Origin of the sequence: Streptomyces sp. NPDC017056 (assembly GCF_044332485.1) — a bacterium.
In the GTDB taxonomy this organism is placed as follows: Bacteria; Actinomycetota; Actinomycetes; order Streptomycetales; family Streptomycetaceae; genus Streptomyces.
Window position 1 is genome coordinate 25,408 of the sequence record NZ_JBIRPD010000008.1, and the last position, 13,567, is coordinate 38,974.

Below are 13,567 nucleotides of genomic sequence, written 5' to 3' on the forward strand. Positions count from 1 at the left end.
ATCGGACAACAGGGCTACTACCCCAGGTGTTGGAGCCCACAGAGGGTGACTATTACGACGGCGCACTACCGGCTGAATACAGGCGTCAAGAGGTCGCTGTCCACGCCCAGCCGGGCGGCCATGCACGCGGGGAGGGCTTCCAGAACACGTTCAGCACTTCGCAGGAGGGATCGCACGGCATAGTCGGGCAGTCCCATCAGCGCCGCTGTCTTGTCGACCGACAGGCCCAGGTGGTGGTGAAGAAGCACCGTGTCGGCCTGTGCCGCCTCCAGGAGGCAGTGCACGCTCCATGCGTGCCGGGCCCGGCAGTTCGCCCTGCCGTCAACCTCTCGGCTCAGCAGGCTCCAAGCCACTGCTGCCGGGCAGTTGCTGCGTAACGCCATCGGCCAATGTGTGGAGAGAGCGTCGAAGGCGGCGACCACACATTGCTCGGCCTGTGCACGATCTCCGGTTCGTACACGTGCGTAGTGCAGGTACGGACCATGGTGCATCTGCCGGAAGGCCATATATTCCAGCCGGAAACACATCGGGGTGCTACCCCCCTCTGGCACGGGCACGGTCGGCCGCAGGTGGTGAGTGTTCATGATGCAGAGTCTCCTTCCGTGTCCCCGCGCTCGGAGGCACTGGTTTCCCACAACGCCCGGTAGGCGTGGGGCTCGGCTCCCAGGCATGTGATCAGTTCACGGAGTACGTCCCAGTCCGGCACCTTTCGCCCCTCCAAAGCCGCTGTTACCACCGCGGCGTCGAGGCCGGCTTCCGCACACAGACTGGAGACTTCCGGGGCTCCGGCCACCAGGTGGGCTCCACGCAAAGCCGCCGGCAACCGCTGTGGTGCAGTCAAGGAGGTGTTTGATTCCGTACCCCAGGCTCGCTCCCACAGCAGACGCAGGTCCGCAGGGGAGCCCCCAACCGCCTCGGTCAGCATGTATGTCACCGGCCAGGACGGCAGGCCCTGGCCCTCGAACACCAGGGCCACCAAGCTGATTGGCAGGACGAGTCGTGCAGCGATGGTGCTCAGCTCGGTCTGGGATGCACGCCGCAGGGTTGCCAGGGCTTTGGCCAACCGGCGTACCGCCTCTTCCGCCATCGGAGGTACCGGCAGAACGTCGGACCCGAGGCATTGCCTGATGGCGAGAAGCCCACTTCGCGGCTCCACCTCGCCGCCACCTGCCTGTTGGTACCGGGCGAGGGTCCTGTTGGCCTTGGCCCCTCCCCACCGGGCTCGGGCAGATGCCTCGTTCACGCCGGCAGCATCGGCGATCTCGGCCCACTCGGCTCCCTCGGACCGGGCTTCGACCACAGCCGCCGCGGCGTAGCAGCGCGCGTCTTCCCGCAACCGGGCAGACCGGTCCAGCACTGATGCGAGGGAAGAACGCATATCGGGGACGACCAGCAACACCTCGATCGCCATGGCCATTTCCTCGGCGATCGCATGACTGAGATGCGGGCCCTGGGGCGCGGGGGCGGTGCGCCTGTCACGGTCCCGACGATACTGGGCCCGGCGTCGGCACTGGAGGTCGCAGTAGTCTCGACGACGCCCCCGACCGCCTTTCTGCGCGACGGGCTTTCCGCAGTATCCACAGAGAACCTGTTCTGAGGGCACAGTCACGGAAGCACTTCCCTCCCGCCCTTGTGACGCGTGGCGCACCTACGCGACAGTGGGGGCAGCGGCTCCACACGGGCGCCACGATCCCGAGAGTGACGCCCGAACCGGTGTGAGTGGTCAGCCTCGACGAAGGCGGACGAACCGCAGGCTGCTGCGGCAGGACGCCACCAGCGACATCACGAGAAGCGGCAATACGATCTGGTCCGGACTCTGGACGGTCACGGATGCCCACCAGATGATGAGAATCACCAGAACCAGGCTGAAGCAGATCCGAATGTCCCACAGACACGCGGAAGGAGTTTCACTACGCCGCCGAAGCGGGATAATGCACGTGCGAAGCATCGGGGAGGCCGTAGCACGCTCCCGGTCGTTTCGAGAGGTCACTGGATACGCCTTTCTGGGCGTTGATGGCCTGTCAGGTGGCCTCGGGCCTCACCCCGGGGCCACCGCACACAGTCCGCCATCATCTCGCTGCATGCGGTGAGCCAACCATACCGTCGGATGTTGGCCCCACACCTGCAAATCGTGCAGCCCGAATATTTTTCCCCTCATGCAAGTCGCTGGCGTATGCAAGAGGATGCGAATCGACCCTCTCTCCGCATTTTGCTGATCACAGAGCAGCTCACAGCGATCGAAACTTTCCATTGCTCGATCAGATCAGAACAACAACCATGAGTGATACGCCTCTCCATGGAGACAGCCCCTGCTCAACGCCAGTAGGTCGGCTTCGTTCGCGCCCCCGTCGAAACCTTCACATGCGGAGCTGTCGCATCCAGCCACCTGCACAAGCACATGGGAATGCCAGACACTTCACATACGCTAAGACGGCGACTTTCCTGCCAGAGCTTCCGCATCCATGGGAGTTGAGCATCCTCCCTCCGGCCTGCAGGGCAACACGTCGTGAAAGGCGTCCCGATATGTCCCGTAAGGGCGTCTCCCGAGCAAATCCCAGCCGAAGTCGCCAAGCAGGAGCGAACGGCAACCGGAGGCCCCAGCTCCCGGCCCACGCGTCCAGCGGTCACGGTCGGGCGGGTTGCCCAGGGTCGCAGGTACGGCTCGGGCTGCTTCGCACCAACCGGCCGACGGGGCCGGCGTGGTCGTCGGTGAAGCGCCGGTTCTTCGCATCCAACCTGGCCTCCTCTACGACCGACACGGTCGGGGCGCGCACTGCCCGAGGACCCACGTATCCCCCACCGCCACTGGTCAGTTGCACTACGACCCAAGGGCGCCATTCCACGCGGCGTCGCTCCTCACCGGAATCACATAACCGGCGATGTATATATACCAAGCAGGAGGAGCAAACGCTTCCCGCATATGCGTGCGGCAGGTAGAGCAAAGCAAGTGGAAGGTTGCGTATAACTCTGCCCAATTGTGTTCATCAGAGCGGTTCGAGGGGTGCTTTCAGAGTCAAGATTGGGCCCGAAAAGCGCCCGGCTCGCTGACAGGACACAGGGTGCCGCTGCGCGGAGAGAAGGGACGTCTACGTGACGCATCGCGGAGCACGCAAGGCGGCGGAACGTGCGGCGGGGGCGGCGGCGGAGCGGTTGCTGCGGCTCGGTCGGCACTTGCAGGGCGCTTCTACGACACCGGACCTGCGTGCGGTCTACCGCACCGACCAGCACGTCAACGACGCTCCGTACCGTGAGCGGTGGGCCCACGACAAGGTGGTGCGCTCGACGCACGGTGTGAACTGTACGGGCTCGTGTTCGTGGAAGGTGTACGTCAAGGACGGGTTGATCACCTGGGAGACGCAGCAGACGGATTACCCGTCGGTGGGGCCGGACCGTCCGGAGTACGAGCCCCGGGGCTGCCCGCGCGGGGCGTCCTTTTCCTGGTACACGTACTCGCCGACCCGGGTGCGATATCCCCATGTCCGCGGTGTCCTGCTGGAGATGTACCGGGAGGCGCGGAACCGGCTGGGCGATCCGGTGGCGGCCTGGGCCGAGATCACCGGAAACAGCGAGAAACGACGGCGATATCAGAATGCGCGCGGCAAGGGCGGGCTGGTGCGGGCGGGCTGGGACGAGGCCCTGGAGATCGCGGCCGCGGCTCATATCCACACTTTGCGGGAGTACGGCCCGGACCGGATCGCGGGATTCTCGCCGATTCCGGCGATGTCGATGGCCTCGCACGCGGTCGGTGCCCGGTTCATGTCGCTGATCGGCGCGCCGATGCTGTCGTTCTACGACTGGTACGCGGATCTGCCGATCGCCTCGCCGCAGGTCTTCGGCGACCAGACGGACGTGCCGGAGTCGGGTGACTGGTGGGACGCGGCGTATCTGATGCTGTGGGGTTCGAACGTGCCGGTGACCCGGACCCCGGATGCCCACTGGATGGCCGAGGCCCGCTACCGCGGCCAGAAGGTGGTGGTGGTCTCCCCCGATTACGCGGACGCCACGAAGTTCGCCGACGAGTGGCTGCACCCGCATCCGGGCACGGACGGGGCGCTGGCGATGGCGATGGGCCACGTGATCCTGCGGGAGTGCTTCGTCGACCGGCAGGTGCCGTATTTCACCGACTATGTGAAGCGGTTCACGGACCTACCGTTCCTCGTCGGGCTGGAGGAGCGTGACGGGTCCTTCGTGCCGGGAAAATTCGTCACAGCGGCTGCTCCGGGACTGTCCGCGGAGGGGCAGGGCGTGGAGGCCGACCATTGGAAGCCCATGGTCTTCGATGCGGGCCGCGGTGTTCCTGTGGCACCGCCCGGCACGTTGGGGGAACGCTGGTCCGAACGCGGAGCGGGCCGCTGGCACCTCGGCCTGGGCGACCTCGACCCCTTGCTCACCTTCCACCAGGAGCAGGACGGCACGCATGTGGAGGTCGTGCTCCCGCGTTTCGACCAGGCGGCGGGAGAGGCGCCCGGTAACGGAAGCACCGTGCGGCGGGCGGTGCCGGTGCGCAAGCTGGGCGGGCGCTGGGTGACGACGGTCTTCGACCTGTTGCTGGCCCGCTACGGGGTGCGCCGCCCGGGCCTGTCGGGGCAGTGGCCGCAGGGGTACGACGATGCGGCGCTGCCGTGTACGCCTGCCTGGCAGGAGGCGCTGACCTCGGTTCCGGCGAGTGTGGTGGTGCGCGCAGCGCGGGAGTTCGCACACACCGCGGAGAAGACCAACGGGCGCTGCATGATCGTGATGGGGGCGGGCACCAACCACTGGTTCCACTCGGACACGATCTACCGTTCGTTTCTGACGCTGTTGTTGCTGACCGGCTGCCAGGGCGTCAACGGTGGTGGTTGGGCCCACTACGTCGGGCAGGAGAAGGTGCGCCCGTATGCGGGCTGGCAGCAACTGTCCACGGCCGCCGACTGGGTACGCCCGTCGCGGCAGATGGCGGGCACGCCGTACTGGTACCTGCACACCGACCAGTGGCGCTACGAGTCCTACCGCGCCGATGCGCTGGCCTCCCCGACAGGGCGGGGGCTGTTCTCGGGCCGGCACACCGCCGACCTGGTGGCGCTGTCCGCCCGCCTGGGCTGGATGCCCTCCGCCCCCACGTTCGGCGACAACCCGTTGGACCTGGGGGAACGGGTCCGCGCCGACGGGCGCGAGCCGGGGCAGTGGGTCGCCGACCAGCTCCGGCGGGGGCGGCTGGGCTTCGCGTGCGAGGACCCGGACGACCCGGCGAACTGGCCGCGGGTGCTGACCGTATGGCGGGCGAACCTGATCGGTTCCTCCGCCAAGGGCAACGAGTACTTCCTGCGGCACCTGCTGGGCGCCGGCGACAACGCGAGCGCCGAAGAAGCACGGCCCGAGGCCCGGCCGCGCGATGTCACCTGGCACGAGCAGGCACCGCGCGGCAAGCTGGACCTGCTGCTGGCGTTGGACTTCCGGATGACCTCCACGACCTTGATGGCGGATCTCGTGCTGCCGGCCGCCACCTGGTACGAGAAGCACGACCTGTCCAGCACGGACATGCACCCGTATGTGCATGCCTTCTCCCCCGCGATCGACCCGCCTTGGCAGACACGGACCGACTTCGAGATCTTCCACGGTCTGGCAGCCAAGTTCAGCGAACTCGCCCGAGGGCGTCTGGACACCCGCTACGACCTGGTGGCCACGGCCCTGCATCACGACACACCCGGCGAGACGGCGCAGCCCGGCGGTACGGTGCCCGACTGGCGGGAGGCGGGACCGCCCCGGCCAGGGCACAACATGCCGGCCTTCGCCCTCGTCGAGCGGGACTACACGGCGGTGGCCGCGAAGCTGGCGAGCCTGGGGCCGTTGGCCGAGGAGTCGGGCATGACGGTCAAAGGGGTGACCGTGTACCCGCGGGCGGAGGCCCGGTGGCTGGCCGACCGGTGTGGAACGGCCCCGCAGGCACCGGCGCTCGGGCGCCCGCTGCTGGATACCGACGTGAAGCTGTGCGAGGCGATCCTCGCCCTCTCCGGCACCACCAACGGCCGGCTGGCCGCCGAAGGCTTTGCACGTCTCGCCGAGCGCTGCGGAACGGACAGCCGGCTGGAGACGCTCGGCGAGTCGGTTGCCGAGCGGCGAATCGTCTTCTCCGACACCCAAGCCCGCCCGGTACAGGTGTCGGCGAGCTTCGAGTGGTCGGGCAAGGAGGGGCCCGAGCGGCGGTACGCGCCATTCACCATCAACACGGAGCACCGCAAGCCCTGGCACACGCTCACCGGCCGCCAGCACTTCTACCTCGACCACGACTGGATGGCCGAACTCGGCGAGCAACTGCCCGTCTACCGGCCACCGCTGGACCTGGCCGCACTGGGCGAACACCCCCAGACAGGGGCGGGAGGCGTCCGATCGGTGACGGTTCGCTATGTCACCCCGCACTCGAAGTGGTCGATCCACTCCGAGTACCAGGAGAACCTGCTGATGCAGACGCTGGCCCGCGGCGGCCCGGTGATCTGGATCAGCGTCGAGGACGCGGCGCAGATCGAGGTGGCGGACAACGACTGGATCGAGGCGGTCAACCCCAACGGAGTGGTTGTCGCCCGCGCCGTCGTCTCCCACCGGATGCCGACCGGCACGGTGTTCATGTACCACGTACAGGAACGCCTGGTGAACGTGCCCAAGTCGGAGACCACCGGCCGTCGCGGCGGCGTCCACAACGCACTCACCAAGCTCCTGATCAAACCCACCCATCTCATCGGCGGCTACGGCCAGCTGTCCTTCGCCCCGAACTACTACGGGCCCACCGGCAACCAGCGCGACGCCGTCACCGTCATCCGGCGCCGCTCGCAGAACGTGGAGTACTGACATGCCTCGCGGCACACCCCCCACCCCGCGCGTCATGGCCCAGGTGGCCATGGTGATGAACCTCGACAAGTGCATCGGCTGCCACACCTGCTCGGTCACCTGCAAACAGACGTGGACCAACCGCTCCGGCACCGAGTACGCGTGGTTCAACAACGTCGAGACCAGACCAGGACAGGGCTACCCCCGCGGCTACGAGGACCAAGAGCGCTGGCAGGGCGGCTGGCAGCTCAAACACGGCCGGCTGGTCCCGCGCAGCGGCGGCCGCGCCCGCCGATTAGCCCGCCTCTTCGCCAACCCCGAGCTGCCTGACATCGGCGACTACTACGAACCCTGGACCTACGACTACGAGAACCTCACCACCGCCCCGCTCGGCGACGACGTCCCCACCGCGCCGCCCCATTCCCTGATCGACGGCCGCCCCACCGACATCACCTGGGGCCCCAACTGGGACGACGACCTCGGCGGCGGCCCCGAGCACCTCGCCGGCGACCCGGTCCTCCAGAAGATGAACGAACAGGTGCGCCTGGAGTACGAGCAGGCGTTCATGTTCTACCTGCCCCGCATCTGCGAGCACTGCCTGAACCCGTCATGCGTGGCCGTGTGCCCCTCCGGCGCCCTCTACAAGCGCATCGAGGACGGCATCGTCCTCGTCGACCAGGACCGCTGCCGCGGCTGGCGCATGTGCGTGACCGGCTGCCCGTACAAGAAGGTCTACTTCAACCACCAGACCGGCAAGGCCGAGAAGTGCACCTTCTGCTACCCGCGCATCGAAGCGGGCGACCCCACCATCTGCTCGGAGACCTGCGTCGGCAGGCTGCGCTACCTCGGCGTCATGCTCTACGACCCCGACAAGGTCGGCGAGGCCGCTCGCGTCACCGACGAGAAGGACCTCTACGAAGCTCAACTCGGCTGCTTTCTCGACCCCTTCCACCCCGAGGTCGCCCACGCCGCCGAAGCCTCCGGCATCCCGCACGACTGGGTCACCGCCGCCCGCCGCTCCCCCGTCCGCGCGCTGATCACCGACTACCGCGTCGCGCTGCCCCTGCATCCCGAGTACCGCACCATGCCCATGGTCTGGTACGTGCCCCCGCTGTCGCCCGTGGTGGAATCCCTGACCGCCACCGGGCACAACGGCGAGGACCCCGCCAAGCTGTTCGCCGCCATCGACTCCCTGCGCATCCCCCTGGAATACCTCGCCCACCTCTTCACCGCGGGCGACACCGCACCCGTCGAGGCCGCCCTGTGCCGGCTGGCCGCGATGCGCGCCCACATGCGGCGCATCAACCTCGGTGACCCCCGCGATCCCGCGATCGCCCGCAGCGTCGGCCTGGACGAGCGCGCCATCGAGGACATGTACCGGCTGCTCGCCCTGGCCAAGTACGAGGACCGGTACGTCATCCCCACCAGCTACACCGGAACGCTCCCCCCGGACACGGCGGACAGCGGGTGCAGCCTGGACGGAGACGGCGGCCCCGGCATGTACGACATCGGCCTGCCGGACATGGAGGCTTTCCACGCTCCGCCGGTCACTGAACCCGCCACGGCCGGCAACGGGCTACGCGGCCGCGTCAACCTGCTCAACTGGGACGGTAGGGGTGCCCCCCGCGGCCTGTTCCCTCGCCGCCGGGAGAACGAACGATGACAACAGCCGGCCCTGCCGTCCATCAGGCTGCCTCCCTGCTGCTGACCTACCCCGACGGTGACTGGCCCGTACGGCTGGCCGCCGTCGTCGAGACGATGCGCCAGCTGCCCGGGGAGGCGCCGGCCGCGCTGTTGCGCTTCTGCGGCCACGCGCAGGCCGTGCCACTCCTCGACCTGGCGGCCCGCTACGTACTCACCTTCGACCGCAGCCGACGCCGCACCCTGCACCTGACCTACTACACCGACGGCGACACCCGCCGCCGCGGCGCCTCCCTGGCCCGCATCAAAGCCCTCTACCGCAACTACGGCTGGCAGCTGGGAGACGGCGAACTGCCCGACTTTCTGCCTGCCGCACTGGAATTCACCGCGCGCTGCCCCGTACCCGGCCTTCGCCTGCTGCGGGAGCACCGGCCCGCCCTCGAACTGCTCGGCGATGCATTGGAGAAGTACCGGAGCCCGTACGCCGACGTGCTACGCGCCGTGCGCGACACCCTGCCCGCTCCCGCCGCCGCGGACCGCGCCGCCGCTCACACCCTGGCACGCACCGGCCCTCCCACCGAGAACGTGGGCCTCGATCCCTTCCCGGCCCAAGGGTCCTCGCACACCGAAGGAGCCCGCAGGTGACCCACGTGCACATCGCCCTGTGGGGAGTGCTGCCCTACCTGGTTGTGACCGTCCTGGTCGCCGGCACCGCCTGGCGCTACCGCTACGACCGCTTCGGCTTCACCACGCGCTCCAGCCAGCTCCACGAATCCCGCCTGTTGCGGATCGGCGGGCCCCTCTTCCACTACGCCCTCTTCGCGGTCATCGGCGGACACGTCATGGGCCTGCTCGTTCCCGAGTCCCTCACCGACCGTCTGCACGTCAGCGAGGCCCAGTACCACCTGGTCGCCCTGACCGTCGGCGGGCTGGCGGGCCTCGCCGCCGTCGCGGGCCTCGCGATTCTCCTCCACCGGCGACTGCGCGTACCCGCCGTCCGCGCCGCGACGAGCCGCAGCGACCGGCTGGTGTATCCCCTGCTCAGCGCCGTGCTGCTCGCCGGTCTGCTGGCCACCGCCTCCTCCGTCACCAACCCTTACGACTACCGGCTGGGCGTCTCGGTCTGGTTCCGCAGTCTCTTCGTCCTCGACCCCGATGTCGGCGCCATGGCCCAGGCACCGTTCGTCTACCAACTCCACGCCCTGTTGGGCATGGCGCTGTTCGCCCTGTGGCCCTTCAGTCGTTTGGCCCATGCCTTCACCGCGCCGCTCGGCTACCTCGTCCGGCCCTACGTCATCTACCGCTCCCGCAGGCGCGGGCCCTATCGCCCGGCCTCGCCACGCCGTCACATCGATCACCGGGCCTGGCCACGACCGTGGCGGCCAGAGCAGCGGCTGCCAGCCACTCACAACCGCGCAAGAAGTCGGAGTACCCGTGGGCCACGAGGCCGCGCTCAGGCGGAAGAGCTACCGGACCCACGCGCGTGAAGGCATCGAGCGGCTGCCGCCAGGTTGTTTCGCATCCGTCATGGCAGCCGGCATCGTCTCCAGAGCAGCCACCACCATCGGCGCGCAGACAGCGGCCCGTGTCCTTGCCGCGCACCGGAACACGGCCCGGAGAGGAATCGAGAACCATGCCTGATGGCGAAGCCACCCTGCCGCTGCGATCCCTCAACGCGGCTGGATGGGACCGCACTTAGGTTTCCACGGCCGCCGGATGGGACGAGGAACCGCCGCCAGTGCTCGGCGAACTCCTCGCCGAGTACGCTCCGCCCCCGGCCCGCGTGCTGGATGTCGGCTGCGGACTCGGCATTACCGCGCGGTGGTTCGCCAACCGCTCCTACACCGTGACGGCATGCGACTTCTCAGCCCAGGCGATCCAAGAGGCCCGGCGCCGCACACCGGCCGGTTCGGCGGTGCGGTACGAGGTCCTGGACGTCACCGGCCACTCGCCCTTGGACCCGTTCCCGGTGGTCCTCGATCGCGGCGTACTGCACACCTGCCCCACTGACCGTGAGCGTCGGACGTTCGCCGCGGCGATGGCCCGGGTGTGCCGGCCCGGCGGACTGTGGGTGCACATCGGGGCCGCCGCACTCGGCGAAGAAGACGCCCTGGACCAGTCCTGTGGACCGTCCTGGACCACGGAGGAGACTTTCCGCGACACAGTCGCCGCGTGGTTCACCGTGCTCGATCTTCGCGTCGCTGCTTTCGGCCGGCGGGCGGGGGTGGCGGACTGGTCGGCTCGGTACGCCGTGCTCCGAAGGAGGGACCCGGCGTAGGGACAGCGGCTGGGTCCGCGGGTTTTGGGCCCGGAACGCCGCCTTGCTCCTCACCACCGCATAGGGGCGGGCACTATGGCACGCGTGCGGCGAAAGCGCAACCCGCCTTCCTGAACGCTTCGTTGGGCAGAACGTGCTGGTCGCGGATGCGGAGCGCTGGGTACCTTCGGCTCCCATATCCGCGGTCCCGGTCCGGGGCCGCGTTCGCGTTCGTATCTGGGGGTGTTCTCTCATGCCCGTTCACCACGCATGCCGGCGTGCGCACGCCGTGCCGTACGCACCGGGATCCCGCCGATGAGGGTGGGGATCGTCGGGGCCGGGCGGATGGGGCAGGTGCATGCCCGTGCGCTGGCGGAGCTCGCCGACGGGGTGTCCCTGTCCGTTTACGACGCCGACGCCGGTGCCGCCGAGCGGCTGGCCCGGACGCTCGGAGGTCCCGCCGGGCCGTGCACCGGCGGGGTCACGGTGCGGCACTCGCTCGACGAACTCGTCGGCTCGTCGGACGCCTTGGTGGTCGCGACGCCGGCCACCCGGCGCAGCGGGCCGCTGCTGGCGGCGGCGCGTGCCGGACTGCCGGTGTTCTGCGAGAAGCCGCTGGCAGCGGGGGTGGAGCAGGCGCGGGAACTCGCCGCGGCCTTGTCCGGGGCCCGGATCCACGTGGGTTTCCAGCGCCGGTGCGATCCCGAGTACCAACTGCTGCGGGAAGAGGTCACGTCCGGTCGGCTGGGGCGGATCCTGATGGTGCGCTGTACGGCCTTCGACCACGCGCCGCCTGCCGCCGGGTACGAGCAGGGCGCCGGAGACATCTTCACCGACTGCCTCATCCACGACATGGACGCGGTGCAGTGGCTGACCGGGCAGGCGGTCGTGGCCGTGCAGGCCGACGGTGTGCGGCGCCTGGGTGATGCCGGTGCCGTCTCCGGCGGTGCGGGTGGCCAGGACGGCGGGTACGACGTGGCGACCGCCGTGCTCACCCTGGCCGACGGCGCCCGGGCCGTGCTCACGGCCTCCCGTCTCGATCCGCACGGCTACGACCACCGCGTCGAGGTCCTCGGCACGCTGGGCTCCGTGTCCGTGGGGCTCGGTGACCGCACTCCGCTGCGGCTGGTGCGTACGACCGGTGCAGGGGCCGCCGCCGGACCGGCGCCGCAGTCCGCCTTCACGGATTTCACCGACCGGTTCCGGGGCGCCTACCGGGCCGAGATGCGCGCCTTCCTCCAGATGGCCGCGCACGGCGGCCGCAGCGTGTGCACCGTGCAGGAAGCGCTGCTGGCCCAGGAGGTGGCCGACGCCGCCGGGCGCTCAGCGCGCGGCGGTGCCCGGGTCGCCCTCTCCTCCGGGACCGGCCTCTCGTACGTCGCCGTCGGCGGCGGACACGCGAACGGAACGACAGGGAGCCGGCACCGATGACCACCACGGCAGTGCGTTCGTCCCACACCTCGCGGCGGCGCGGCCTGATCGCGTGCGCGGCCGTCCTGACCACCCTGTTGACCGTGCCCGCCCCTTCCCCCGCTCCCGCCCGCGCGGCGCACGGGGCGGACGACCCCACCAACGTCATCCTGCTCATCGGGGACGGCATGGGCGACTCGGAGATCACCCTCGCCCGCAACTACACCGTGGGCGCCACGGGCCGGCTGGCCATGGACCGGCTGCCGGTGACCGGCGCGTCCCTGACCTCGTCCGTGGACGAGCACGGCCGCCCCGACTACGTCACCGACTCGGCCGCCGGCGCCACCGCCTGGGCCACCGGCCGCAAGACCGTCAACGGCCGCGTCTCCAAGACGCCGGACACCGACCGGCCGCTGCCCACGCTGCTGGAGCTCGCCCAGCGCCAGGGCCATGCGACCGGAAGCGTCACCACCGCCTCGGTCACCGACGCCACGCCCGCCGCCCTGACCGCCCATGTCACCGACCGCAGTTGCAAAGGGCCGGCCGACATGGCCGAGTGCCCCACCGACACCCTCGCCCGCGGCGGCGCGGGGTCGATAGCCGAGCAGAGCGTCGCGCGCCGCCCTGACGTGTTGCTCGGCGGTGGGGCCGGGGTCTTCGGGCAGACCATCGCGCAGGGGCCGCACCAGGGCCGTACGGTCCTCCAGCAGGCTCGCGCAAGCGGTTATCAGGTGGTACGCGACCGCGCAGAACTGGCGGCGGCGCGGCCCGGGAAGCCGGTGCTGGGGCTGTTCGCGGACGAGTCCGTACCGGTGGAGTGGAGCGGCCGGCCCGCGGCCGTCGGTGGCACGGCTCCCCAGCGTTGCGCCCGCAACGCCGCGCGTCCGGCCGGCACACCCGATCTGGCGGAGTCCACCCGCGCCGCCCTGCGGCTGCTCACCGCGGGGCGTGGTGTCGCCGACGGCGGGCCGGCCGGTACGGGGGCTAAGAAGGGCAAGGGGTTCTTCCTCCAGGTCGAAGGGGCCTCCATCGACGACAAGGACCACGATGCCGACCCCTGCGGCCAGATCGGCGAGACCGCCGCCTTCGACCGGGCGGTCGCCGCGGCGCTGGAGTTCGCGGCCGGGCACCCCCGTACGCTCGTCATCGTGACCGCCGACCACGGCCACGCCAGCCAGATCATCCCCACCGACGCCCGCCCGCCGGGCCTGTCCGCCACCCTCGTCACCGACGAGGGCAGCCCGATGCACGTCGGCTACGCGACCAACGCGACCGACGACGTGCAGGAGCACACCGGTGTTCAGGTCCGCGTCGCCGCGCAAGGGCCGCAGGCGCACCGCGTGCAGGGTGTCCACGACAACACCGCACTCTTCGGGACCGTACGCGCCGCCCTCGGCCTGCGGAGAGAATAAGCGCAGCGCGCGGGAAAGACGAATTTCCGGTCCGCGGTTCCGGTGC

The 13,567-nt window shown here is 69.6% G+C and carries 8 protein-coding genes and 1 pseudogene; 7 read left to right on the forward strand and 2 right to left on the reverse strand.

From position 1 onward, the window contains the following. Positions 1–65 precede the first annotated feature (65 nt). The gene (locus tag ACH4OW_RS16295; protein ID WP_398028282.1) at positions 66–584 is read right to left on the reverse strand and encodes a hypothetical protein; all 519 of its coding nucleotides are present in this window, start codon (positions 582–584) and stop codon (positions 66–68) included. Continuing rightward, positions 581–1,411, reverse strand: a complete 831-nt coding sequence (locus ACH4OW_RS16300; RefSeq protein WP_360140326.1) for a hypothetical protein — start codon at positions 1,409–1,411, stop codon at positions 581–583. The genes ACH4OW_RS16295 and ACH4OW_RS16300 overlap by 4 nt, the downstream gene beginning before the upstream one ends. Before the next feature lie 1,679 nt (positions 1,412–3,090). On the opposite strand from ACH4OW_RS16300, the gene ACH4OW_RS16305 reads away from it, so the two are divergent. The 7 genes and pseudogenes from ACH4OW_RS16305 (at position 3,091) to ACH4OW_RS16335 (ending at position 13,521) form a co-directional block, all read left to right on the forward strand. Continuing rightward, positions 3,091–6,822 (forward strand): nitrate reductase subunit alpha, encoded by a 3,732-nt coding sequence (locus ACH4OW_RS16305; protein WP_398028284.1) that lies wholly within the window; start codon positions 3,091–3,093, stop codon positions 6,820–6,822. A gap of 1 nt (position 6,823) precedes the next feature. Next, the gene (narH, locus tag ACH4OW_RS16310) at positions 6,824–8,464 is read left to right on the forward strand and encodes a nitrate reductase subunit beta (RefSeq protein ID WP_398028286.1); all 1,641 of its coding nucleotides are present in this window, start codon (positions 6,824–6,826) and stop codon (positions 8,462–8,464) included. Continuing rightward, positions 8,461–9,087: a nitrate reductase molybdenum cofactor assembly chaperone gene (gene narJ, locus ACH4OW_RS16315; RefSeq protein ID WP_398028288.1), complete on the forward strand. Its 627-nt coding sequence runs from the start codon at positions 8,461–8,463 to the stop codon at positions 9,085–9,087. Before narH ends, narJ begins: the two co-directional genes overlap by 4 nt. Next, positions 9,084–9,929: a respiratory nitrate reductase subunit gamma gene (gene narI / locus ACH4OW_RS16320; RefSeq protein WP_398028290.1), complete on the forward strand. Its 846-nt coding sequence runs from the start codon at positions 9,084–9,086 to the stop codon at positions 9,927–9,929. The genes narJ and narI overlap by 4 nt, the downstream gene beginning before the upstream one ends. A gap of 239 nt (positions 9,930–10,168) precedes the next feature. Continuing rightward, positions 10,169–10,720, forward strand: a pseudogene (locus ACH4OW_RS16325) (class I SAM-dependent methyltransferase); the annotation flags it as partial. A 294-nt stretch (positions 10,721–11,014) separates the two neighbouring features. Then, positions 11,015–12,130, forward strand: a complete 1,116-nt coding sequence (locus ACH4OW_RS16330; RefSeq protein WP_398028292.1) for a Gfo/Idh/MocA family oxidoreductase — start codon at positions 11,015–11,017, stop codon at positions 12,128–12,130. Continuing rightward, positions 12,127–13,521 (forward strand): alkaline phosphatase, encoded by a 1,395-nt coding sequence (locus ACH4OW_RS16335; protein WP_398028294.1) that lies wholly within the window; start codon positions 12,127–12,129, stop codon positions 13,519–13,521. Before ACH4OW_RS16330 ends, ACH4OW_RS16335 begins: the two co-directional genes overlap by 4 nt. Positions 13,522–13,567 lie beyond the last annotated feature (46 nt).

Coding starts and splice junctions, on each gene's coding strand:
- ACH4OW_RS16330 (WP_398028292.1), top strand. CDS start 11,015: ATGAGGGTGGGGATCGTCGGGGCCGGGCGGATGGGGCAGGTGCATGCC.
- ACH4OW_RS16295 (WP_398028282.1), bottom strand. CDS start 584: ATGAACACTCACCACCTGCGGCCGACCGTGCCCGTGCCAGAGGGGGGT.
- ACH4OW_RS16300 (WP_360140326.1), bottom strand. CDS start 1,411: ATGGCGATCGAGGTGTTGCTGGTCGTCCCCGATATGCGTTCTTCCCTC.
- narH (WP_398028286.1), top strand. CDS start 6,824: ATGCCTCGCGGCACACCCCCCACCCCGCGCGTCATGGCCCAGGTGGCC.
- ACH4OW_RS16335 (WP_398028294.1), top strand. CDS start 12,127: ATGACCACCACGGCAGTGCGTTCGTCCCACACCTCGCGGCGGCGCGGC.
- narJ (WP_398028288.1), top strand. CDS start 8,461: ATGACAACAGCCGGCCCTGCCGTCCATCAGGCTGCCTCCCTGCTGCTG.